The sequence below is a fragment of the Rufibacter latericius genome, assembly GCF_003721515.1.
Lineage (GTDB): Bacteria > Bacteroidota > Bacteroidia > Cytophagales > Hymenobacteraceae > Nibribacter > Nibribacter latericius.
In genome coordinates this window covers 283,912-308,081 of the sequence record NZ_RJJD01000002.1, presented here as the reverse complement: position 1 = coordinate 308,081, position 24,170 = coordinate 283,912, and the positions used below count along the sequence as shown (strand labels likewise).

Annotated in this window: 19 protein-coding genes; 11 read left to right on the top strand and 8 right to left on the bottom strand. The window is 48.6% G+C overall.

What is annotated here, in order from left to right; all coding sequences use genetic code 11:
* Nucleotides 1–3: 3 nt before the first annotated feature.
* Genes EFB08_RS05235 through sdaAB form a run of 3 tightly spaced genes read right to left on the bottom strand, consistent with a single transcriptional unit; the run spans nucleotide 4 to nucleotide 3,538 of the window.
* Nucleotides 4–1,383 (bottom strand): efflux RND transporter periplasmic adaptor subunit, encoded by a 1,380-nt coding sequence (locus EFB08_RS05235; RefSeq protein ID WP_123125871.1) that lies wholly within the window; start codon nucleotides 1,381–1,383, stop codon nucleotides 4–6.
* A 7-nt stretch (nucleotides 1,384–1,390) separates the two neighbouring features.
* Nucleotides 1,391–2,857 carry a TolC family protein gene (locus EFB08_RS05230; protein WP_123125870.1) on the bottom strand — a complete coding sequence of 489 codons (1,467 nt, stop codon included), beginning with the start codon at nucleotides 2,855–2,857 and terminating at the stop codon, nucleotides 1,391–1,393.
* Nucleotides 2,858–3,538 (bottom strand): L-serine ammonia-lyase, iron-sulfur-dependent subunit beta, encoded by a 681-nt coding sequence (gene sdaAB, locus EFB08_RS05225; RefSeq protein ID WP_123125869.1) that lies wholly within the window; start codon nucleotides 3,536–3,538, stop codon nucleotides 2,858–2,860.
* A gap of 223 nt (nucleotides 3,539–3,761) precedes the next feature.
* On the opposite strand from sdaAB, the gene EFB08_RS05215 reads away from it, so the two are divergent.
* A complete protein-coding gene (locus EFB08_RS05215; protein WP_123125867.1) occupies nucleotides 3,762–4,730 on the top strand; it encodes a tryptophan 2,3-dioxygenase family protein in 969 nt (322 codons plus the stop codon).
* Nucleotides 4,731–4,927: 197 nt separating this feature from the next.
* Here EFB08_RS05215 and EFB08_RS05210 read toward each other — a convergent pair whose 3' ends face one another.
* The 3 genes from EFB08_RS05210 to EFB08_RS05200 form a co-directional block, all read right to left on the bottom strand.
* Nucleotides 4,928–5,335, bottom strand: coding sequence for a T9SS type A sorting domain-containing protein (locus tag EFB08_RS05210; protein WP_165864807.1), 408 nt, complete (start codon nucleotides 5,333–5,335; stop codon nucleotides 4,928–4,930).
* Between the two features lie 442 nt (nucleotides 5,336–5,777).
* Nucleotides 5,778–7,253 (bottom strand): RagB/SusD family nutrient uptake outer membrane protein, encoded by a 1,476-nt coding sequence (locus EFB08_RS05205; RefSeq protein ID WP_123125865.1) that lies wholly within the window; start codon nucleotides 7,251–7,253, stop codon nucleotides 5,778–5,780.
* Between the two features lie 22 nt (nucleotides 7,254–7,275).
* On the bottom strand, nucleotides 7,276–10,401 hold the full coding sequence (locus EFB08_RS05200) for a SusC/RagA family TonB-linked outer membrane protein (protein ID WP_123125864.1): 3,126 nt from the start codon (nucleotides 10,399–10,401) through the stop codon (nucleotides 7,276–7,278).
* A gap of 632 nt (nucleotides 10,402–11,033) precedes the next feature.
* Between EFB08_RS05200 and EFB08_RS05195 the strand changes: the two genes are divergently transcribed.
* The 6 genes from EFB08_RS05195 (at nucleotide 11,034) to EFB08_RS05170 (ending at nucleotide 16,993) form a co-directional block, all read left to right on the top strand.
* Nucleotides 11,034–12,611: an NAD(P)/FAD-dependent oxidoreductase gene (locus EFB08_RS05195; RefSeq protein ID WP_123125863.1), complete on the top strand. Its 1,578-nt coding sequence runs from the start codon at nucleotides 11,034–11,036 to the stop codon at nucleotides 12,609–12,611.
* A gap of 73 nt (nucleotides 12,612–12,684) precedes the next feature.
* Nucleotides 12,685–13,044, top strand: coding sequence for a CoA-binding protein (locus EFB08_RS05190; RefSeq protein WP_123125862.1), 360 nt, complete (start codon nucleotides 12,685–12,687; stop codon nucleotides 13,042–13,044).
* Nucleotides 13,045–13,322: 278 nt separating this feature from the next.
* Nucleotides 13,323–14,012 carry a response regulator transcription factor gene (locus EFB08_RS05185; RefSeq protein WP_123125861.1) on the top strand — a complete coding sequence of 230 codons (690 nt, stop codon included), beginning with the start codon at nucleotides 13,323–13,325 and terminating at the stop codon, nucleotides 14,010–14,012.
* Nucleotides 14,009–15,382, top strand: a complete 1,374-nt coding sequence (locus EFB08_RS05180; protein WP_123125860.1) for a HAMP domain-containing sensor histidine kinase — start codon at nucleotides 14,009–14,011, stop codon at nucleotides 15,380–15,382. The genes EFB08_RS05185 and EFB08_RS05180 overlap by 4 nt, the downstream gene beginning before the upstream one ends.
* Nucleotides 15,383–15,578: 196 nt before the next feature.
* Nucleotides 15,579–16,025 (top strand): hypothetical protein, encoded by a 447-nt coding sequence (locus tag EFB08_RS05175; protein WP_123125859.1) that lies wholly within the window; start codon nucleotides 15,579–15,581, stop codon nucleotides 16,023–16,025.
* 47 nt (nucleotides 16,026–16,072) lie between these two features.
* Nucleotides 16,073–16,993: a bestrophin family protein gene (locus tag EFB08_RS05170; protein WP_123125858.1), complete on the top strand. Its 921-nt coding sequence runs from the start codon at nucleotides 16,073–16,075 to the stop codon at nucleotides 16,991–16,993.
* A 168-nt stretch (nucleotides 16,994–17,161) separates the two neighbouring features.
* Here EFB08_RS05170 and EFB08_RS05165 read toward each other — a convergent pair whose 3' ends face one another.
* The gene (locus EFB08_RS05165) at nucleotides 17,162–17,554 is read right to left on the bottom strand and encodes a rhodanese-like domain-containing protein (protein WP_123125857.1); all 393 of its coding nucleotides are present in this window, start codon (nucleotides 17,552–17,554) and stop codon (nucleotides 17,162–17,164) included.
* A gap of 332 nt (nucleotides 17,555–17,886) precedes the next feature.
* On the opposite strand from EFB08_RS05165, the gene EFB08_RS05160 reads away from it, so the two are divergent.
* Genes EFB08_RS05160 through EFB08_RS05150 form a run of 3 tightly spaced genes read left to right on the top strand, consistent with a single transcriptional unit; the run spans nucleotide 17,887 to nucleotide 20,481 of the window.
* Nucleotides 17,887–18,426, top strand: coding sequence for an RNA polymerase sigma factor (locus EFB08_RS05160; RefSeq protein WP_123125856.1), 540 nt, complete (start codon nucleotides 17,887–17,889; stop codon nucleotides 18,424–18,426).
* Nucleotides 18,427–18,438: 12 nt separating this feature from the next.
* Nucleotides 18,439–19,326: a hypothetical protein gene (locus EFB08_RS05155; RefSeq protein WP_123125855.1), complete on the top strand. Its 888-nt coding sequence runs from the start codon at nucleotides 18,439–18,441 to the stop codon at nucleotides 19,324–19,326.
* 12 nt (nucleotides 19,327–19,338) lie between these two features.
* Complete coding sequence (locus tag EFB08_RS05150; protein WP_123125854.1) at nucleotides 19,339–20,481, top strand: outer membrane beta-barrel protein; 1,143 nt, start codon at nucleotides 19,339–19,341, stop codon at nucleotides 20,479–20,481.
* 323 nt (nucleotides 20,482–20,804) lie between these two features.
* Here the strand turns inward: EFB08_RS05150 and EFB08_RS05145 are convergent, their stop codons facing one another.
* Nucleotides 20,805–21,551, bottom strand: coding sequence for an RNA methyltransferase (locus EFB08_RS05145; protein WP_123125853.1), 747 nt, complete (start codon nucleotides 21,549–21,551; stop codon nucleotides 20,805–20,807).
* A 13-nt stretch (nucleotides 21,552–21,564) separates the two neighbouring features.
* On the opposite strand from EFB08_RS05145, the gene tamL reads away from it, so the two are divergent.
* Entirely contained in the window at nucleotides 21,565–24,015 is a 2,451-nt protein-coding gene (gene tamL / locus EFB08_RS05140) for a translocation and assembly module lipoprotein TamL (protein ID WP_165864806.1), read from the top strand.
* The last annotated feature ends 155 nt before the right edge of the window (nucleotides 24,016–24,170 follow it).

The following is a 24,170-nucleotide window of genomic DNA, read 5'->3' as shown; positions in this document are numbered from 1 at the left end:
GGCTTAATCTTCTTCTGACGTATCTTCTTTCAACTCTTTGCTTAGTGCTTTCTCATCTTTGATGGTAACCAGATCTCCTTCCTTAAGCTGCTTAGAAACGGCTCTGAACGGACCAGACACTACCTCCTGACCAGATTTTAATCCGGACAGGATCTCAATATTATCAAAATCACTGATGCCGGTGGTCACTTTCACCATTTTTACTTTCCCGCCTTCGTGCACAAACACAACTTCCTGTGGCCGGTCTTCTGCCCGCACGGGTTTGTCTTCTTGGGCAAGGCTGTTAGCCAAAGGTTCTTTTTTAGAACCCTCCTTTTCTTTTGCCCGGGTAGTTACAGCCGCTAACGGAACCGACAGCACATTGTTTTTCTGATCGGTGATAATGTCCACCGAAGCAGTCATGCCCGGTCTGAAAGGCGTACGGCCATTCTTCTGGATTAAATCTTTGTAAGACTCGTTGAGCAACCTGATTCTAACCTCAAATTCGGTAACTGCCTCTAAAGTAGTAGCGTCTTTGGCCGTGTTGGCAATGGAAGTAACAATTCCTCTGAACTTACGGTTGGTGTTAGTGTAAGAATCTACCTCTATCACCGCCGAATCATTCAGTCGCACCCGCACGATATCGTTCTCGTTCACGTTTACCCGAATCTCCATGTTGTTGAGGTTGGCAATGCGCATGATCTCGGTACCGGCCATTTGGGAGGTTCCTACCACACGTTCGCCGCGTTCTACGTTCAGCTTAGAAACGGTGCCGCTTACCGGAGCGTAGATGGTGGTCTTGTCTAGGTTCCGGCGGGATTCCTCCAGGGAGGCGCTGGCGCTGCGTACCGTTGACTCCGCTGCCCGAACACTCTGGCGGGCGGCGTCTACCTCGGCACGGTTGGCTTCAAATTGAGCGCGGGCGGCATCCATCTCTGATTGGGAAATCACCTTTTGCTCAAACAACTTCTGGTTGCGCTCAAATGACTGACGGATGTTCTTGCTATTGGCTACCGCCTGATTTAACCGCGCTCGGGATTGAGCCAGGTTTGCCCGTTGGGTATTCACCGAAGCCGATTGCATTTCCACCATGGCCTGGTAATTGTCAGGCCTGATGCGGAGCAATAGTTGGCCTGCTACTACAGAATCTCCTTCTTTCACATACAGTTCGGTGATTTCTCCAGAAACATCGGGGCTTATCTTTACCTCTATTTCGGGCTGTACCTTACCCGAGGCGCTTACTTTTTCTATGATATTGGCAGCCTTTGCCTTGGCTACTGCCACTTCAATTCCTTCTTCCTTGCCAATCCACCCATTCTTTTTGGCTACCATTAGGCCTACCAACAGAAGCACAATAAGACTTCCCAGAATGTACAACAGTTTGTTTGATTTGCGTTTCGCCATGAGTCAATTAAAGAGTAATGGTTTTTCCCTGATAGAATTCCAGGAACTTAAGTCTGAAGGTGTAATCGTATTTTGCCTGGATGATGTCTGACTGCGCTTTCACCAAGTTGTTGCGGGCCACGTTAAAATCCACGTTGTTGATGAGGCCGTTGTTGAGGCGAATCTCTGCATTTTTATAGGCTTGCTCAAATGCTTCCAGCTGCTTTTTAGCCGCTACAAATCTTTTCTGGGCGTTAATCGCATCTGTATAGGATTGGGCAATAGTTTGCTTCAATTCATTTTTGGCTATATCAGAATTGATCTGGGCATTTCTCAGGCCTAATCTGGACAACTGCACATTATTGCGTACTCTGAACCCATTGAAAATGGGGACATTCAAATTTATACCAATGTATTGGCCAATGTTATCTTGTAATTGGTTAAAGTAAGGATAGTCCTTAGGGGTTTGCTCAACAGACGGGGTATAGATATAAATGGGCTGACTCATCCCCTCATCTTCGTATCCAACCAAAGTCCTCTGGCTAACTACATTTCCAAAGTTGAACAAAGAAGATCCACTGGAGTAACGGGTACTTACACTTCCCACCAAACTTAGGGAAGGGTGATATCCTCCTTTGGCAATGGCAATGTTTTTATCAGCACTTCTAATCCTTAGCCCTGTTCTTAATATCTCAGGCATTCTGGTAGAAGCCGAAGCAAATACCTCTTCTGCGTTGAAACCAATTACCGTTTGGTCTGGATCAGGAATCTGCGGAACCTCAATGGAGAAATTGCCAGGATTAGCATCCGGGAGGTTCAACATTTGGATCAATTGTAATTCAAAGAGTTCAATGTTATTTTGAGCCGTGATGATATTAAGTTCATCACTTGCTATTTGCGCATTGAGTTCTAATACATTGCTTTCAGGAATACTTCCCGCTTTAAATAATTTTTGGGTTCGTTCTAACTGGCTTTTTGTCAGGTTTAAACGTTCTTGGTTGGTTTTAAGAATTTCCTGGTTGAGCAGCACATTCATGTAGACCGTCACCACATTGAGGGTGATATCATTCTGTACTTTCTGCTGGTCTAATTGAGCGGCCTCGTACTCCAGTTTATTCCGTTTAATGGTATTCTGCGCCTGTAGACCACTGTAAAGGTTAACTGAGCCATTAATGCCTAAGTTGCCAGCCCAAACTTGCTGGTTCTGAATCTGGTTTCTTACTGGGTCTAGAAAGAAACCGTTGTTGAAACTATGGGAACCACTTCCGTTGATGGAAGGCAACTGATCAGTTTTAGATTGTTTTAAATCAATAACTGCCTGTTCTACAGAAAGGCCAGACTGCTTTATCTGCAAGTTGTTTTTGATTGCATGATCAACGCATTGCTGCAGGGTCCAGACGGTTTCGGTGCCCGAAGAGGTTTGTGCCAGGGAAATTGTGTGGCAGCCAATGACCAGCCCCAGCGTAGACAGAAATTTAGTAGAGAAACGTCTCATTTATAAGTCAATATTAGGGATATAGATCACGTTCTTTACCCAACTCAACTGTCGAAGGTACTCCAGCGAGATGGGGCGCAAGCCCGAGTCCATTTCGATGAACTGGCGGGCAACATCGTTTCGGCCCTTCCGGGAAACGTTCATGGTGGCAATGTTGCAATCATCGTGGGCTATGATGCTGCTTATGAAGGCAATACTGCCGGTCACGTCATCGGCGTCAATGATCAGGGTGTGTAGGTTGGCAGAAAAATTGGAAGGAAACCCGTCTACCTCCACAATGCTGATCACACCCCCTCCCCGGCTTTGGCCAATCACTTCGGCAGTGCGACCGTCGGCGGCTGTTAGGTTCAGTTTGATGGTATTGGGATGCATGGTAGAGGCGTTTCCCACAGATTTGAAGGTATATTTCAAACCTTGGGCATCTGCGTGGGAAAAGGACTCCTTGATGCGGGTGTCATCGGTTTTATAATCTAAAAGCCCGGCCAGAATGGCCCGGTCACTTCCGTGGCCTTCATAGGTGCGGGCGAACGAGTTATAGAAAGTAATGGTAGCCACTGCGGGGGAAGACCCTAAAATCCGGATGGCGGCCCGTGCTATCCGAACCACGCCCGCTGTGTGCGAACTGGAAGGTCCAATCATTACCGGCCCGATCATATCAAAAATGCTGCTTTTCTCTGCCATTGTCTTAGTGCTTTCTTTGGGCACCAAAGTTAAAGATATTGTTCACCCTTGGGCAGCCGCAGCGAAAAAAACGGATCTGGGCCCTCTTCCGGAAAGTTGCGTAAAAGGCTGGTTCGGTTGCTCCACCCTACATGATTCTGAAACCAGAAGCTTCCAAACCAATTTCTTTTACTTTCTTTGTCGCAAGTAAAGAAAGATAATTACAACATTCAGAAAATAATATATGCCAGACCGCACCTTCTCCCCCCAGGTACTGGAACTGCTGGAACGTCTCCAACAGAAATATAGCCCCCTGGGCCAGGACCTGGCCTCCTATCTGGAAGGTCTCCTGTACTCAGATTTCCTTAACTACTGGGATTACATACATTTAGACACCCTGTTGAGCCTGCAGACGCCTCGCACCAAAATTCCGGACGAAGAGATTTTCATCATGTACCACCAGGTGACGGAACTGTATTTCAAGCTATGCCTGCATGAGTACCGTCAGATTGGCGAGGACCCTTCCCCCACCGCCCAAATGCTCATCACTCGCATTGGCCGCATCAACCGCTACTTCGAGAACCTGATCGATTCTTTCGATGTGATGGTAGACGGCATGGACCCCAAGGAATTCCTCAAGTTCAGGATGGCCCTCATGCCTGCCAGCGGATTCCAGAGTGTGCAGTACCGCAAAATTGAGATCTGTTCCACCGATCTGCGCAACCTCACCGACAAAGCCAAACGGGAAGCCTTGGGCCTGCAAAGTACCCATGAAGAGATGTTCGGGTGCATTTACTGGAAAGAAGGCGCCACCGAAGCGGCCACCGGTGCCAAGACCCTCACCTTGCTGCAGTTTGAAGAAAAGTATTCGGCAGACCTGATGCAGCACGCCAGGGAGTTTCAGGATAAAAACGTTTGGGCCGTTTTCAAGCGCCTTTCAGAAGAAGAGCAGCAAAACCAAAAACTCCTGAACCACCTCAAAGAACTAGACAGCAATGTGAATGTGAACTGGCCCCTCATGCACTACAAATCTGCGGTACGGTACCTCCAGCGCGACCCAGAGATCATTGCGGCTACCGGCGGAACCAATTGGCAAAAATACCTACCTCCCAAGTTTCAGAAGCGCATCTTCTACCCTGAGGTCTGGACGCAGGAGGAAAAGGAGAATTGGGGCAAAGGCTGGGTGAACAATATTGTAGGAGAAGTGGATTAAGATTCTCCTGCGAGGTAGATTAATTAATAGAAAGGGAGCTTGACTCCCTTTCTGAATTTATATGGATTTGGGTGCGTGCCTGTTGTTAAAGGCTTGTTTTCAGAAAACCGCCTTAAAACAACTTAGCCATTCACCAAAATCCTCCCTTACTCTTTTATTAAAAACCTTTTTAATTCCACTATAAATAAAGAGCAGTATCAAATTTTAATCAATTTCTTGATCACTTGTGCTTTGTCTACTTTAATACCTATGTAATAATGCCCTTGTTGCAGTGAATTGATTTTGATGTTAATCTCGCCTCTTTCATCTGAGATGTAGGCTTTTTCATTCATGACGATGTACCCTATGGCATTTTTGACGAGAATGGTGGCCTGGGTTTTAGGAGTAAAACCTTTGATGTTCACCTCATCCGTGGAATTGGGGTTAGGATAGAGCTTAAGCAATCTACTGACTACTAACTCGGGGGTGCCTTCAGAACTTTGGACTTCCGTTGGCCCCAACACTGAACCTGGTAACACAAAGTTCCGGGAAGCGACAGCGCCTTGAGCCAGAAACATCAGGCTAATCAGAAAGAAAGCGGCAATTCCATTTTTGAGGGTAGACATGGTCATTTGTTTTTAGAATCAAGTTGGAAAATTACCTTTACTAAACTTTTTACTCCGATAAGAGGCTAACCTTCAATAATATATCGGTTTTTAATGCTTTATATTTTCAATTTAATCTTGCTTTTGGGCGATTCTTTAATTTAAATGTAAAACACTGTTTCTCAAATGAGAAGCGGTACCTGACGAAGCCTAGGATAAATTGGCTGAAGCAGGAAATGCCCCTTCCGAAGCACCCAAACAAAGGAGGAAATAGCTCCTACTTCTCTCGGAATCTCGGCCCTTATAAGCCTTCCCTGGAATCTAGATGAGAATTCGAAAGGAACCGGTTTGAAACCATCAGAGAAGAAACCTATTTATAAGCTGTTTTTACAAAAACAGGTCCAAAACAAAAAAGGCTGCCCCAATAGGAGCAGCCTTTTATATGATTTACTTTTTGGTTCCCTTATGGGTTCTGAGGTCCGAAGTTAGGGTTGTTGTTGATTTCTAACTGAGGGAACATGTAGATAAACAGGTCACTGTTGGCAGGAGTAGTTCCTAAAACAGCCGTGTGATTCCCTTCCCGCACCAACGGTTTCTGAAGACGCTTGATGTCCATCAGGCCGAAACCTTCGCCATAAAGCTCTTTTCTTCTTTCAACCCAGATCTCATCCACCAATTCAGCACCGGTTGTGGTTGGCTTAACCGCCGCAGTGGCATCTGTGAAACGCTTCTGACGCAGGTCCAGTACCAATTGCTGCGCTGCCTCATTCTCACCCAAACGGGCTTTGGCTTCGGCCTCAATCAGGTACATTTCTGCAGCACGCATCAACACGAAGTCTCCGCTCAGGTCAGGCAGGTCCTTGAATTTGGTCACTGTGTAGCGGTTAGAGTTGGTGGTACCAACCGCTTCCTGGAACTCCCTGCGGGCATCGGTTACATCAAACAATTCCACAAACTTGTCGTTTGCCCGGATGTTGTTGTAGCCCCTGCGCACGTAGGTTCTGTTTCCCTTATCATCTAAGGTATAACGACCATCCATGGTGGAGTAAAACGAGGCGAAGGCAACTTGCTGGTCAGCAGACTGGGCAAGACCCCAGATCCACTCTCCGTTGGCGTAGTTGTTAAATCCTTCTTTCCACTGGTTTGGCGTCATCAAAGGGAAACCCTCCCTTGCTTTCACAGCAAAATCGGCGGCCTGCGCCCACTGTCCCATCTCCAGATTCACCCGAGCCAGCAACCCTTGGGCTACGTTTTTATTTACGCGGCTTTTGGCAACTCTGGTCACCGGCAGGTCACGCTCGGCAATGCTCAGGTCTTCCAAGATTTGGGTAAACACCTCCTGAAGGGTGGCTCTTGGCTTACCTTCGGTGTCAATGGTGGTTTGCTCCAACACCAGGGGAACAGCCAACGCATTCGGGTCCTTCAAGTACGTATGCTGATACGTTCTGGCCAGGTTGAAGTAAGCAAAGGCACGTAAGGCTCTCGCCTCGGCTTCAAACTCCAGGCGCTTGGTCTCCGTCATGCCCGGAACCTTTGCAGCATTAGCAAGGACGTTATTCGCGTTGGTGATGATGTTGTAGTTGGTTGCCCACAACATGGTTGTACCGCGGTAAGTAGACAGTTTATTGTCCAACTCATACTGGAAGGCAAACCAACCGGAATTGGCCATAATATCCTGGCCCATTACATCCCAGGTCTCATTGAAGTGGGGAATACCGTAGTTGTCATGGCTGGCAGTAGAACCTGAGTTCACCGGGGCATCCCGCATCAACCGGTAGATTCCGGTTAGGGCCGCCTCAACCGCCGCCGGAGAGCTGAAAGCCTGCTCATAGGACGCTGCGTTGGAAGGAACCGTTTCCAGAAAATCGTCCTGGCAAGCCCCTAAACCTAGGGTAGCTCCCAACAGGACAGTATATATTCTCGATTTATTGATTTTCATCTACTAAGTAATTTGTCTGTTGTTAGAAAGAGGCACGCACCCCAACAGAGTAGGTCTTCATGGTTGGGAAGCTGTTGTTGGTGATACCGTCAAGCGACTGCTCTGGGTCCATTCCTTCCAAGCCTTTAGACCAGGTAAACAAGTTATCACCCTGTACAAAAACTCTCAGACCTTTCATTCTCAGGCGATCTTGCACCGATGCTGGCAAGGTATAACCAAGCGTCACGTTACGCATGCGCACATAAGAAGCATCGGTCAGAAAACGAGAAGAACGGGCGTTGGCATTCAGAGACTGGCCTGTTCCAAGACGAGGAACATCGGTCACGTCACCTTCTTTCTGCCATCTGTTCAGGATATCTGTGTTCCAGTTGGTACCCGCAGAAGCACCGCCACCCATCAGGCCGCTGTAGTCTGTGTTCAAGATTTTACCGCCAAAGCTGTAAGAGAACAACAGACCCAGGTCAAAGCCTTTGTAACGGATGTTGTTAGACAAACCGCCGGTTACGTCTGGCAGGGCGTTGCCTACATAGTAACGGGTAGCCAAACCGTAGTTGGTAGTGGTTTGTCTTTCCACCACACCCTCGGCGTTGGTCACATCACGGTACCACATGCTCAAGCCCGTCTTAGGATCAACACCTGCGAAATCCTCAATGAAGAAGTCATAGATGGACTGACCTACCTTGTATTGCTTTGTGCCGGCAAGAATGGTTGGCTGCGGAAGTTCGGTAAACTCGTTAGTGTTATGAGCGGCGTTCAGGTTCACATCCCAACCGAATTTCTCGGTATCCACGATGTGGGCAGTGATGTTGGCCTCAAAACCTCTGTTGCGCATGGCACCCAGGTTAGCAGAAACACCCACAAAGCCGGTTGAAGGGGCCATTGGTTTGTTCAACAGCAAATCTTTAGAGGCTCTGTCATAGTAATCCAATGAGACATCAAACTTCTTGAACAGGGTGGCATCTAAACCAACGTTGAAGATGGCTTGTTTCTCCCAGGTCAGGTAAGGGTTCTCCAGCGTGGTAACAACCATACCGGGTTCAGATAAATCTGGGTACACGGTATTATACAGACCTCTGTAGGCGTAGTAAGAACCCAGGTTCTCATTACCGGAAGTACCGTAGGAAGCACGTAACTTAGCATTGTTCACCCACAGCAGTTCTTTCATGAAGTCTTCCTCAGAAAGTCTCCAGGAAGCACCCACTGAATAGAAGTTACCCCAACGCTGATCTGCCTTGAAACGAGTAGAACCATCACGGCGGAACGAAGCTGACAAATAATATTTATCTGCCAAACCATAGTTCACCTGACCCAGGAAGCTTTGTAGCGCACGTCTGTCTCTTTGTGAATTGGAGCTCACAATGGTGGCGGCGTTATCCAACTCGGTCATGCCTTCAATTGGAATGAAGCCGGTCTTCTGGGTAGATACTGAGTTAGAAGAAAGGTTGTACACCTCAAAACCTCCCAAAGCGTCAATGGTATGCCGCCCGAAGGTCTTGTTCCAGCTCAGGATATGGTTGAAAGTATATTCCGTGAAAGAAGTTCTGCTTTGCGTGCCACGGCCCCCGATGGAACCGGCGGCATCACCGAATTCTGGGTTGTAGAACGTTTCGCCACGGTAGTTGTCTCCGTTCAAAGCCAGGGAGGTTCTGTATTTGAAATCTTTCAGGAAGGAGATCTCTGCAAAACCATTCCAGCCCCAGGTCAGGTTGCTTCCCTGGATGATGTCCAGGGCAGTGGTACCTACCGGGTTGCTGTTACCGCCGTACGGACGGGCTGTGTTGAAGTCAAACTCCTGTGGACCTGTGAAAGGAGAACCATCGGCGTTCTTTCTTCTGTAGATCGGGTAAATGCTGGAAATGTTCCGTCCCCAGGACACTACGTTCCGGAAGGAAGTACCGCTGGAGGTTGGGGCATTCTGGTCTGTATAGGATAGGTTAGCGCTCAAGCCCACTTTGATGTTGTCACGCACCTGCGAGGTTAAACGCAGGCGGGTAGAGTAACGCTTAAAGCCAGAGGTGATGAAAGCACCCTGCTGGTCCAGGTAGTTCCCGGAGAAGTAGTAATTGCTTTTCTCGTTACCGCCCTGCACGCTCAGGTCATATTCCTGACGAACTGCTTTGCGGTACAAGGCATCTCTCCAGTCCTCATCCCAGGCTGGGGTAAGGCCCGGCTTGATCTTGCCATCCAAACCAACCGGTTCTGCGTCATTGAAAGGGTTGTATTGCTGACCGTTTCCGGCACCTGCCAAACGGGTAACTACCGTTTTAGAGGCATATTCCTCAGGGGAGGCAAATTTCCCTGCCCACAAAGAAGAAGAGGCTCTGGCATCGTTACTCAGTGCTTCCCAGGTCAGTTCATACATCTGGCTGGCATTCACCGTCTCGTAGTCTTTCACCGCAAAGTCAGAAACCCCAACGGTAGCACCAAAGGTGATGGTAGCGTCTTTAGGGGCAGTTCCGCCTTTGGTAGTGATCACGATCACACCGTTGGCCGCTCTTGATCCGTAAAGCGAAGCCGCGGTAGCGTCCTTCAGTACAGTCATGGACTCAATGTCATGCGGGTTGATGGCGTTGATGTCACCAGAATATGGCGCACCGTCTACCACGTATAGCGGAGAGCTGTTCGCATTCACAGATCCAACCCCCCGGATACGCACGGCACTGGTAGTACCTGGCTGTCCGCTGGAAGAGGTTACCTGCACGCCTGGAGCCAAACCAGAAAGGGCCTTGGTCACGTCGTTGGCTTGCATTTTCTCAATAGATTCAGATTTTACCGCCGTTACAGAACCCGTATAGGATTTCTCTTCCGCCGTACCGTACGCCACTACCAACACCTCGCTCAGCTGGGTGTTATCTTCCACTAGAGCCACGTTTACAGTGGTTTGACCCGCAATGGCCACTTCTTTATTGGTGTACCCGATGAAGGTGAAAACCAGGGTTCCGTCACTAGAAGGCACAGAAATCTCGTAATCACCGGTTACGCCGGTAGGGGCAGCGTTCGTGCTGCCTTTTAATTGAACCGTAACCCCTGGCATTCCTTCGCCAGTCTTAGCATCGGTTACTTTTCCTTTAATAGTCCGACTTTGCGCCCACGCATGGCTAACCAGCGACAGCAACAAAACGAAGCTGAAAAATATAACTTTCTTCATTTAGGTTTTTGATTGTTATGGGCCGGGAAATTTGCATCAAGATTAGGGTTGGTTCACCCGAATACAGAAAATGCAAGGTGTCTATTTTCCTTCCCTTAAAAAGTTGAGCTCCTATTTTTCAACGCTTTGGTAGGAACCTGTGAGTTTGTCTGGGCCAGAATAGATTTAAACTGGTGTAAGCGATTTATGGGTGGTGATTGTAGATGTGGTTTTTCCGTATTCTTCCTTTCTCTTCCCTCCTTTCCTTCTGGTTATCATTCAAATTCAGATTACTCTGATTTGCAAAAATAACGCACTATGCATACAAATTAGTTTATGTACTTTTCTTTTTTAAAAGATTCTTTATTTTATTAAATACTTCAGGAAAAGGTTATATTAATAAAACAAAAAAGCTCGCCCTTATCAATTGGTTTACAGGTATTTATAAATAAACATGAGCCACATGCATTCACACAAGGAACCTGGTTTATTTTTCGGAACCATCATTTTAGGATTGTTTTGCTAAATGCAGCCTCTAAACGAATTTTCCGGGCCTGCATTTGGTTCAGGAAGAGTATCTATCTTTGCCTTCTTCTTTGCTAATAGAAGAGGAGCAAACAGCAACTTTAGGGTTAACTACCTTACCACCTTTCATGAAAAAAGAACTTGACCTGGTCTTGTCGCCCGAAGTGGCCTATGACCCTGCTCTCCTGGAGCGCGAAATCCTGCAACAAGCCGGCCTCACCCACCCCGAGAAGGCGGCCTTCATCCATAAAATAAAGCGTTCCATTGATGCCCGGGGCCGCAAGGTGCAGGTAAAGGTACGGGCCGATGTGTACACCCAAATCCCGGATCTATCGGTGCTACTGCCCACCTATGAGTACCCAGAGGTGAAACCAACCGCCAAAAGGGTGTTGATTGTAGGGGCTGGACCTGCAGGGTTGTTTGCGGCGCTCCGTTGCCTTGAACTGGGCCTTAAACCCGTAGTAGTGGAACGAGGCAAGGATGTACGCGCCCGCCGGCGCGACCTGGCAGCCATCAACAAAGAGCATATCGTGAACCCAGACTCCAACTATTGCTTTGGCGAAGGCGGAGCGGGTACCTATTCAGACGGCAAACTCTACACCCGCTCTAAAAAACGGGGCGATGTGCAGCGCATCCTGCAGATTATGGTGCAGCACGGCGCCACCACAGACATCCTTTTCGACGCACACCCGCACATCGGGACAAACAAGCTTCCGGTGCTTATTGCCGAGATGCGGGAAACCGTGCTGAAAGCCGGCGGCGAAATTCACTTCAATACCCGGGTGACAGATTTCATCCTGGAGAAAAACCAGATGAAGGGCGTCATCACCGCTGATGGTTCTTCCATTGAAGGGGAAGCGGTTATTCTGGCAACCGGCCACTCTGCGCGGGACATTTACGAGTTGCTGAATGCCAAAAACATCCTTATTGAAGCCAAACCTTTTGCCATGGGCGTACGGGTAGAGCACCAGCAAAGTCTTATTGACGGCATCCAATATCATTGCGACGGTGACCGGGGCATGCATCTTCCGGCCGCCTCTTATTCCTTGGTGCAACAGGTGGCGTACAAAGGCCAGGAGCGCGGGGTTTTCTCGTTCTGTATGTGTCCCGGTGGTTTCATTGTTCCGTCAGCTACAGCGCCTGGCGAGGTGGTAGTGAACGGCATGTCGCCTAGCCGGCGTGACTCTAAATATGCTAACTCCGGTATTGTGGTGGCAGTAAACCTGGAGGACATGGATCTGAAACAACATGGTGCCTTAGCTGGGCTTAGGCTTCAGCAAGCGTTGGAGCAGAAAGCCTGGGCTTCTGCGGGAGGCACTCAGGTAGCCCCGGCCCAACGGCTACACGACTTTGTGAAAGGCAAGGTTTCCTCTTCGCTGCTGGACACTTCCTACCAGCCGGGGCTTGCCTCAGTGGACATGCGCGAGGTATTGCCACCCATGATCGGGGAAAGGCTTCGGGGCGGTTTTCAGGAATTCGGCTATAAAATGCGTGGCTATCTTACCAACGATGCGCAGATTGTGGGCGTGGAAAGCAGAACCTCGTCGCCGGTTCGCATCCCCAGGGACAAGGAGACCCTGCAGCATCCCCAGATTCAGAACCTGTTCCCTTGTGCCGAGGGCGCCGGATACGCCGGGGGCATTGTGTCGGCGGCCATGGACGGGGAAAGATGCGCCGAACAGGTGGCTTTGTTGGTGCAACGTTAACTTAAGCCGGTTTTAGGAGTATAAATACGGAAAGGCCTTTCAAGCCTGTTTTTACAAAAAGAGGGGTAAAAAGATGAAAAAGACAGTGGTTATTGGTGCTTCGGACAACCCGGCGCGCTATAGTTATAAGGCTGTTCATCAGCTGAAACGATCTGGGCACCAGGTGGTACCCGTGGGCATCAAACGCGGGGAAGTTGCCGGTTTGCCAATTGAAACTGAAAAGCCCACCATTGACGAGGTGGATACCGTCACCTTGTACGTGGGACCACAGAACCAGCCCAGTTGGTATGACTACATCCTTTCTCTAAAGCCCAAACGCATCATTTTCAACCCAGGAACCGAGAATTACGAGTTGGAGAAAAAAGCCCAGGAGCAAAACATCAAAACCATGCATGCCTGTACGCTGGTGATGCTTTCGGTAGGAAATTACTAATAACGGCAGCGGACATTCCGCAGTATAATAGCAAAAAGCGTTTTAGGGCTTGTTTCACATAAACGGCCCTGAAACGCTTCTTTTTTTGTTTAAACAGATGAAAAATAGGAAAGCAAGAGCCGCAAACACCGTTTTTCTCCTTTAAAACTCCGCAATTCTGTTGCCTTTCTACACTTTCCCAGCTTTGAGGAGTACCCTTACACTAGAGGAATAACCTTTGTGGTTTTGGCTGGTTATCGTTCAAGTACTAGTTTTGAACGAATCAGCAGCAGGTATTTATGGATAAGAAGATCCTTGTGGTGGAAGATGAGCCAAAATTGGCTGAGTTGTTACAGCGGGGCCTCAAGCAGGAAGGCTACGCCGTGAGCGTGTCCATGAGCGGAACGGCCGGTCTTAAAATGGCGCTGGATTTTCCCTTTCACCTCATCATTTTAGACCTGATGCTGCCCGAAATGAGTGGCCTGGAAGTCTGCCGAAAACTGCGCGAACACCAGGTAGAAACGCCCATTCTCATGCTTACCGCCTTAGATTCACCGGAGAACATTGTCACGGGCCTTGACAGCGGTGCCGATGATTACCTGGTAAAACCTTTCAATTTCTCTGAACTGGGTGCCCGCATCAGAACGCTTACCCGTCGCTCCCAGAACGGGATTGCCCCGCAAACTAAAATCAGGATCGCCGACCTGGAGGTAGACACGCTGGAGAAACAGGTGAGCCGCCAGGGAAACAAAATTCCTCTGACCGCCACTGAGTTCCGCCTTTTAGAGTTCCTGGTGCAACACCACAAGCGGGTAGTCTCCCGGATTGAGATCTTGGAGAACGTCTGGAACATAGACTTCAACCTGGGCACCAACGTGGTAGACGTCTACATCAATTACCTTCGGAAGAAAATTGATAAAGATTATGCCCCTAAGCTCATCCATACCATCATTGGCATGGGCTACGTACTCAAAGAGGAAGAAGCATGACCATTCAGACCCGAGCCACGTTCCTGTTTTCCGTTTTAACCTCTCTGGTGATTCTGCTGTTCAGCGGCTTCATTTACTTCTTCACCAACCACTACACCTTCGAGGATTTCTACAAACGGCTGGAAACGCGGGTAAACCTGGCCTCGGCCATCCATTTGGACATCAAAGCCACGGGTGAGCCCGAGGAAATAAAGAAACTGAGGCAGGCTTATCTGGAGAAACTACCCGATGAAAAGGAATACATTCTGGAAATTCCTAAGGGAAACGCCTTAGCCAAGTTAAGGAAAAGCGGCTTGCCGATTCCCTTCCTGGCCGAGGCTCTACAGGATAGAACCGCCCGGTTCAGAACCAAGCAGGCGCTTTACGCCGGAAGCGTTTACCAGAGCAATGGTGACAGGTACCTGGTAGTGGTCTCTGCCAAAAATCCTTACGGATTGGAATTGGTGACGCACCTTTCCCGTATTCTGCTGCTGGGATTCGTTTTCTGTGTTGTACTGGTTTTTTTCCTGGGCAGGAGTTTCACCCAACACACCTTCAAACCCGTGCGCGACATCATCAGGAATGTGCAGGGGATTACGGCAGAAAACCTTAACCTGCGGTTAGAAGTGGGCACGAACAAAGACGAACTCACCGAACTTACCCAGACCTTCAACGACATGCTCATCCGGCTGGAGACCGCCTTTGAGACGCAGAACAACTTCGTGAGCAACGCCTCCCACGAGTTACGCACGCCCCTGACCATTATCAAAGGCGAAGCCGAGCTGGCGCTGGCTCAACCAGGCTTATTGCCAGAACACCAACAAGCCTTGCAGAAGATCCAGCAAGAGTCCAGCAAGCTGAAGGACATCCTCACCAGCCTTTTAGGGATTGCGCAAAGCGGATTCGATGGAAAAAAGCAGAATTGGGAACAGGTACGGGTTGATGAACTGCTTTGGCTCGTGAAAGAATCGGCGGACCAGCTTTACCCCGAAAACAACATCCAGATAGATTTAAACCAATTACCGCCAGATGAGGCTCAGTTGCTGGTGAACGGCAACGTGAACCTGTTGAAACTGGCCGTGAGCAACATCGTCCTGAACGCCTGTAAATACTCGCATAACCAGGCGGTGCAGGTGCAGATTTCCTCCGAGAAAGGGCAATTGACTATCTCGGTGCAGGACAAGGGCATCGGCATTCCCGAGGAGGAACTGCCCTACATCTTCGTGCCTTTCTTCCGGGCTTCCAACACCACTGACTTTGAAGGCCACGGCGTTGGACTACCTTTGTCTCTCAACATTATTCGGCTGCACAAAGGCAGCATCGGGATTCTAACCCAGGAAGGTTCCGGTACTGAAATCCGGATTCAATTACCCATCGCAGAAGCGGTTTAGGCATCCTTTGTTTTACAGGTGTTTTCAGGAAATAAGGCCCGAAATGCAGTAGTTTTTACTTCCTTTCAGAGCCTTTTTTGGGTAGATTAAGGCTTTTGCGTGAATTCTAATAGGATTCTAATCTAGCTCTTAAATGGGCTTAATGTGCCCCCCGTAGGTTTGTCTAAAGTTCAAGAAACCTTAACCAAGACAAACTATGGCCACCGTATTGCTGCCTTCTAACTTCCAAAATGATTCTTTCTCCTGTGTCCCTGAACTGGTGGAAACCTTCCCTGGGATGCCTCTGAAAGTTCTGTTCTTCCATCCTTTCGGGCTGTCAAGTTCCATCACGGAATTATTGATGCTGTCCCGTCGCAGCCGGGAGGAAACTCTCGTGTCTTTTGATTTTTTCCGCCAATGCAGGGCCTTGGAAAAGGCGTATCCAGAAGTAACCGTGAACTGGACTTGCTTTTACGGCACTACCATGGTCGCTTTCAAACGCTTTCTGGAAGCCAATGCCATTGACTTCATTGCCTCCCCGGCTTCTTACCAGTACCAGGCTATCGGGAAACAGAGCCTGAACCCTTCTTTATTCCTGGCCAAGTGCGGCTTACCCGTCATCCAGATCACGCCTCAGGAACTGGCCTTAACGGGTATTGAATAAGGTTCATCAAAAGCCTTCCTCCTATTTTATAGTTTAAATTTTGACCTATGTTATTAAAAAATAATATTCCCATCCGATACGTGTTCGGGAAAATCAAAACGGAAGTTTTACTGGTATCGGCTTATGCCGTGTTTGTGGCGGTCATCTACGTCAACTTCCATTTTACCCGGATTTCTATTCCAATTGCCGTGCCTACTATGCTGGGCACCATTTTGTCATTGTTGCTGGCATTCAGGTCAAACCAGGCGTATGACCGTTGGTGGGAGGCCCGCACGCTGTGGGGAGCCATCGTGAACGATTCCCGTACCCTCACCCGGCAGGTCCTCAACTTTGTGGACACGCCCTACAACTCCGTGGAAGCGCTCTATTTCAAGGAAAGGTTTGTGAAACGGCAGATTGCCTGGTGCTATAGCCTGGGACAATCCTTACGAAAACTTTCTCCGCTGGAAGGTGCCCATGAACTGATGACCAAAGAGCAGCTGGCTTTTCTACGGGATTACACCAACAAACCGGTGGGCTTGCTGGAATTGCACGGTAATGATTTGCGCAAGGCCTATAAAGAAGGTTGGATCAATAAATACCAGCAGATTGAATTAGACCGAACCCTTACCAGGCTTTGTAATTCCATGGGAGGCTGTGAGCGCATCAAGAACACAGTGTTCCCGGCAACTTACAGTCTGTACACGCATCTGGCCCTGGTGCTCTTCATCCTGATGCTTCCGTTTGGGGTGATTGATGTGTTCGGGATAATAATGGTGCCGCTGGTGATTGCGGTAGCCTCCTCGTTCCTGCTCATCGAAAAGATGGCCATTCACCTGCAGGATCCCTTTGAGAACAAACCCACTGACACACCCATGAGCACCATTGCCTTAACCATAGACCGTGACCTGAAACAGATGCTTCGGGAATACCAGGAACCGGAATCAGCTCCTAAAAAAGACCAGAAAGTAGCCTTCTATATTTTATAATAGGCTGATCAAATAAAAGCGCCTTCTTCCATGAAAACCTTAAATAGGTTCATTCATGGAAGAAGGCGCTTTTACATTATATGAATGCTTAAACCAGGATTATCGTTTTAGAGCCTTTTTCAAGAAAATAGGCCCAAAATGATAGTTAGCCGGAAGAAGCCTGATTAACTATTTGGAAGGTTTGGCTTTTTTCACCCGCAGGCCGCTTGCCTCCAGGTCTTTGAATCCTCCCAGGTTGTAGACCTTCGTAAATCCTGCCTCCTGCATCAGTTTTAGGGCCTGGCCGCTACGGTTGCCCGAGGCACAATACAGGTAATACGTTTCCTGCTTATCCCAATTCTTAAATTCCTGGTTGAACTGCCCACCCTTGAAGTCTGAGTTCACTGCTTTCTTCAAATGTCCGCTTTGGAATTCCTGGGGCGTACGTACATCCACCAGCACCCCTTTCTCTTTTTTCTTTATTTCCTTGTATTCAGAAGGAACCAAGGTGCTTTTAGGGGCTTCCTGAGCCCAAAGAGGTTGCGCCCAAAACAAGGCGAAGGCAAAAAGGAAAGTTCTCATCCTGCAAAGTTGGAAAGTTTGTCTCTGTAAACCAAAACCGTCGCACTCAGGGGTAGGTTCCTTAAAACAGATTCTGCTTTAAGCCTCCTTTTTCAAATCAAGCCCCAAAACAAATTTTCTTGTGCTTCTAACAATTGGTAAGAACAAGATCTGATTTTGTATAGTTATTGATCAACAGGTATTTACAGGATTAAATAATGCCTTGTAACGCAAAGTATTCGCAACTTCTTATATTTACTAAAGTTTTTTTAGGAACCCAGGCAACCGATTTTCTAGGGGATGCATCTATCATTACAAACAGGCAAACTTTATAGCTTAAACTTCTACAACCCGTGAACGAGACAGATCTGGTACTAGCACTGCAGCAAGGCGATGCCAAAGCCCAGCGACTCTTGTACGACCGTTACGCCGGACCCATGATGGGTGTTTGCCTGCGGTACCTCAAGAACGAAATGGATGCTGAGGAGGTCTTGATCAACGGGTTCATGAAAGTGTACCAGCACGTGAGCCGGTTTGAGCAAAAAGGAAGCTTTGAAGGCTGGGTGCGCCGCATCATGGTTAACGAAGCGCTACAGCACCTGCGCAAACAGGAGCCTCTGCATCTGGCCATAGAGAAAGAACACAACTATCTGGCGTCGGAAGATGCCTCGGCAGAAAGTAACATGAGTGCCGAGGAAATGATGGGGTTGCTCCAGGAACTTCCGGCCGGATATAGGGCAGTCTTCAACTTATATGCCATTGAAGGCTACTCGCATAAAGAGATTGCCGAAATGCTCAACATCAGTGAAGGCACATCAAAATCGCAGTTAAGTAAGGCTCGGGCCATGTTGCAGCGCATGTTGGCCCAGCAAGGAGTAATGATCGCCCTCTAATCAGATAAAACTATGAGCGCAGAAGATTTAGATAAATTATTCAGAGATAAACTCAAAGACAAACCGGTTACCCCATCTAACGATGTTTGGGAGCGGATGCAGGCCCGCATGCAACAGGCGAGTCAGCCGGAAACCCCTAATCCATTCATGGTGCCGGTGGCTTCTGAAGAGAAAGAGGAGCGCGGCACCATAAGAATGTGGTATTACTCTGCCGCCGCAGCGGTGACCATGTTGTTGAGCGTGGGACTTTGGGTGAATCGGGAGAACATTGATCCGCTGCAACCTTCAGGTACAGTGGCCACGGTGCAAGATGCCAAACCCTCTACCCCAAAGGTGATTTCTCCTTCAGTGGAAAATACCACCGCCCCGGCATCAAATGAAAATGAGAATACAGCCTCTTTTCCCGTAACTCCTTCCCAAACACCAGAGCAAAACCAAGCCCTGGCTTCGGTGAATACCAAGCCTATTGCCCCGGTTGCCAAAGAAAAGGTGAAGGCTGCGGCGGGAGAGACCAGAAGAAATGAAGCTCGGGAGCTTGAAAGACCAAAAGCTCCGGAAAAAGCCCAAGAACCGGTGATGATGGCGGCCACTACGCCTTCTAAAACCCAGGAGGCTACGAAAGCTACTCCAGATGCTGCCGGCGGTTTAGAAATAATTGTAAAATTAGACAATGCCCAGGCAACCCCATCCCTCGCCCAGGCATCTACTAAAGAAACTGACACACCGCAGACTGAGGGGCAAGCTGGAACAGGACGTGTTCTGAAAGGCATCCTGAAACAAGTGAAGAACCTCAAAGACGGTGAGAAAGTGAACCTTTCAGAACTAGGAATTACCAAACACACCTATGCCTTGGAAACCCGCATAGGAAACAAAAAAATCACAAAGTCCATAGAACTCTAAAATCCCATTTCAATGAAACGTATGTATGCCCTGCTTACGGCCATCATGATGGCTGCAGCTATCGCCTTGCCTTCTCACGCCAGTTCATTTAGCCCTAAACCGGCTGCAATCCAGGATACGCTCATTTTGAAGCTCAAAAATGAAGCCCGGTTGCTGATTGTGGTGAAAGACGTGAAAGATTTGAAAAATCTAAAAAACCAGAGCATAGACTCCCTGATGCAACTGGTGGAAAAATACGCCGACCAGATTGAAGCGGCCGGAAAAAAAGGCGACGAGGTGACCGTGACCATTGACAAGTCGCAGGCCAACACTTCTGAGGACGTGAACATTACCATTTCCCAGAACGGCCCTGAGGGTACCGAGGTGACCATCAAAGAAAAGAAACGCATCAGGATCACCGACAAAGTAGGCATTGACATTGACCACAACGAAGACACCAACTCCACTAAGGTAAAGGTAAACGTGGGCGATGCTGACACTACCGAAGTAAGGGAAAGGGATGAGGAGCGGTATAAAAACCGTCACCCTAGAAGAACTTTGGATTTCCAGATAGACGCGGGCCTTTCTACCTGGCTGAACAAAGAAGAACTGGCCGGCAGCCCGGTACAAGACATAAAATTCAGGACAGCAGCTTCCCGCTACATCAGCTTGAATACCAAATGGTACAATCGCATTGGCGGAGAAGAAAGCCCTGTGCGCCTCATCACCGGATTCACGGTTGACTTCCACAACTACATGTTTGATGACAACATCATGATCCAGAACACGGGCGAGAAAACCGACTTTGTGATCCCCACTGGAATCAACCTGGAGAAAAGCAAACTGGCCACTACTTCCCTGAACGTGCCCTTGGAACTGGGTTTCGATTTCAAAAACAGAAAAGGCAAAACAGCCTTTAAACTAGGCGGCGGAGGTTTCGTTGGCTACATGCTCAGCAGCCACTCCAAAGTGAAATACTCCCAAGCCGGGGACAACGTGAAGAGCAAAGCCAAAGATGATTTCTACCTGAACGATTTCCAATACGGCCTCTCCGGGTTCATCGGAGTAAGAAGCCTGGAGTTCTTCGCCAAGTATAACCTGAATGATATGTTCCAGGACAACAAAGGACCAAAAGCCAACGCCTTCGCCGCCGGAGTAAGAATCCTGAAATTCTAACCTGAAGTAAGAACATATGAAAACAAAAGAGGAGCGACTTCGCTCCTCTTTTGTTTTTACCAGCCATGTTTTCCTTTTAATTGAAAGAATTCCTGTTTTGAAGGCCTTTTCTGTAAAGTACCATTAAAACAAAACTTCAGCCTTCAAGGGATTAAAGCGCCAGTAAGGGCTTTCAAGAAGATTGGGAATTACTTCCTTCTTGGTGCCACCCTTAAAAAAATGGGGGCATTAGAAGTAGCGCTTTTTTATTGCATAATTAGTTCGGCCAAAAAATCCCTTCAGGATGACAGAAGGAATAAAGGCCCCAATACAGATATGTATGGTTAGATATTCCGGAAGAAGTTATCCAGTAGAATAGCAGTGGCTGTCCCTACATTTAAGGACTCTGCTCCGCCCCTTCCTGGTATGTGCAACGGTTGCGTGACCAGTTCCATGATCTCTGGCCGGATGCCGTGGGACTCGTTGCCCATGACCAGCACACCTTCGGGTTGCAGGTTTATCCGGTGCACGTTTTCCCCTTCCAGGGCTGCGCCGTAGACATCCACGTTTTGTGGCCTTTTTTCCAAAAAAGCTACTAAATCAACATAATGAGGGGTGATACGGGTGAACGAACCCATGGTGGCGGCAATGACTTTCTGGTTGTAGAAATCAGCGGAAGTCTCAGAGAGTACAATGGAGGTGAGGCCGTACCAATCTGCGATGCGGATGATGGTGCCCAGGTTGCCGGGGTCTCTTACTTCGTCCAGGGCAAGTACAAAGGGGTGGTTTTCCCAGGTAAATTGGGGAATGGGGCGCATCTTTGCGATGGCCAGGGCAGCGTTGTTGGTTTCCATGGAACCGGCTTTTCCAAGTTCCTCCTCTCCTACGGTAATTACCTCAAAACCTTTCCTGAACAGATGGGTATGTTTGGATAGAAATTTTTCCGTGGCCAGCACCGTTTCCAGTTCAAAGTCTGATTGCAGCAGTTCGGCCACGCTCTTTTCACCTTCCACGGTGAAAGCTTGGTGAAGCAACCGATATTTCTTTATTTGCAGTGACCTAATGTACTTCAAAAGCCCCTTTGAGATCATAACCTTTCTACGTTTGAAGCTACGATATTACGTATTCGGCGCGGTATTCACAATGCTGGGCTTATCCATGGGCTGTACGCCCACCCATCACCTTGCCCAGAATGAGCGCCTGCTCTGGAAAATAAAACTAGAGGGAGTTGAACAAGCCGACAAATCTGCCATTACGCCCTTATACCAACAGAAACCTAACCGCCGGGTGCTGGGTGCTCCTATCTATTTGAACCTGTATTATTTAGGAAAACGCTTCTACAACCCAGAGCGCATCCAGCGGAACATAGAAGAAGAAACCGCTGACCACAACCGCCGCATTCAGCGGGCGGGCAGCGACTCTGTGAAGGTGGACAAGCTCATCGAAAAAAAAGAGAACCACTTAAACAAACTGCAGAACAAGAAGGAGAACGGCAACTGGCTCATGCGTACCGTTGGGGAGCCCCCCGCCATCTTTGACTCCCTAAAACTGGTGCAGACCGTGGATCAGGTGGGCATTTACCTGGCCTCCAAAGGCTTCTTTCGGAACAAGGTTTCCTCCACCACCGAGGTTAAAAACAAGAAAGTGTTCGTCACCCTGCAGGTGCAGGAAGATAAACCGTATGTGATCACCCAGGACACCTACCAGGTTCCTGATACCACCATCCTCCGGCTGTTGAACGAAAATAAAGCCGCCAGCCTGATTAAACTGAACCAGAACTTTGACGAGGCCCTGCTTACCCAGGAACGTTCCCGCCTGGAGCAGCTCCTGAAGAACAACGGATTTTATGATTTCCGGCAGCAGTTCATCACCGTAGAGGCAGACACCAGTTATGAGGAGTACACCGTGCGGCTGAACACGTTGGTGTCTAACCCAAGTGATACCACGGTGCATAAAGTCTATACCATCAACGATGTCTTTTTTACTTCAGATGCCGGGCTCAACCGCTTTGGCCGGTCCCGGGATACGGTTGAGTTGAATAACATCCATTTCCTAGCGTATGAGCAACAAGTAAAACCGCGTATCCTGATCCGGAAAGTCATCGTCAGGAAAGGCCAGACTTACTCAGCTAACCGTACCTTAAATAACCAGCGCATCATCAGCAACCTGGATGTTTTCAAGTACACCACCATCAGTTACACCAAAGTTGACTCTCTGGGCTCAGAGCCCAACAAGGGATTGCTGAATGCCCAGATTAACACGGCCCTGCTGCCCCGCTTCCAGGAAACCACGGAGGTTGGCGGCACCTTTACCGAACAAGTGCCGGGTCCTTACGCCAGCCTTCGTTTCAGGATCAGGAATATCTTTGGCGGAGCCGAAATCTTTGACATCGGGGTACGGGCCGGAATCGAGGGACAGCTGCAACGCAATACCACCACCGTAGGAAGAAGAACCGAGATTGGGGCTGACATGGGCGTAACTTTCCCCCAGATCCTGGTTCCGTTCAGGACCAACGATGTGTTGATCCGGTTTAATCCGCGCACCCGTTTCAGTACGGGTTACACCTACGTAGACCGAAACGAATACACCAGAACCAACCTTGATTTCTCATTTGACTACATCTGGCAGCGGCTCAACATCCATCAGTTCAGCTTCTCGCCCCTGGATATTAACGTCATAAGTACTCCCCGGATTGACCCACTTTTCAATCAGTACCTTCAGACCCTGGAACAGTCTGGTAACCCGTTGAACGAAAGTTTTAAAAATGCCTTTGTCTCCTCCATCAACTTCACCAGCCTCTACAACACTGCAAATTACAACCAATCCAACGACGCCAAACTATTCCGCCTTTTTGCGGAAACCGGCGGGTTGCTGTGGAATTATATAGCCGAGCAGGTCCAGGATTTCAATACTTACCGCTTTGCAAAACTGAACCTTGATTACCGCCGGTACCATGCACTTGGGAATAACATGACGTTTGTGTACCGCGCCAACGGCGGAGTTGCCAAACCCCTGGGAGAGTCGCGGGCGCTGCCGTACGACAAGTACTTTTTTGCGGGAGGTTCTTCCAGCGTTCGGGCCTGGCTGCCCCGCCGATTGGGACCAGGCTCCAGCGCCCTCATCAACAAGGAAACCGGCGAATCTGATTACCTTTTCGAACAGACCGGGGAGATCTTGTTGGAACTCAACTCTGAATTCCGCTTCAGGATGTTCCGTTTCGGCAACACCAATGTAAACGGAGCCCTTTTCCTGGATGCCGGTAACATTTGGTTGTTCAACGAGCGGAACACCAACCCTAACCCTGAATTGTATGTGGCCCAACCCGGGGCTAAGTTTGAGATCAACCGCTTTTACAAAGAACTAGCGGTGGGCACTGGCTTTGGAGTGAGGTTAGACTTTACCTTCGCCATTTTGCGCTTCGATATCGCTACCAAAGTCTACGACCCTTCTTTGACGCAGGGCAACCGTTTTGTCATCAACCAATTCCGCAGCGACCGGATCTTCGGAAATAACACACAAACCACTTTCAACCTAGGTATTGGGTATCCCTTCTAAACGAAGCTTTTTGCCTCCAAGAAAGTGTGAGGTTTAAAGCAAAAAGGGTAGCTCCAGTTTTAGCAATGTTTTATGAAAACACCGCCTAAACTGGAGCTACTCTTTTTATAACCTCTCATTTATTTTCGGGAGGGACTCGAAAACATTTAATCACA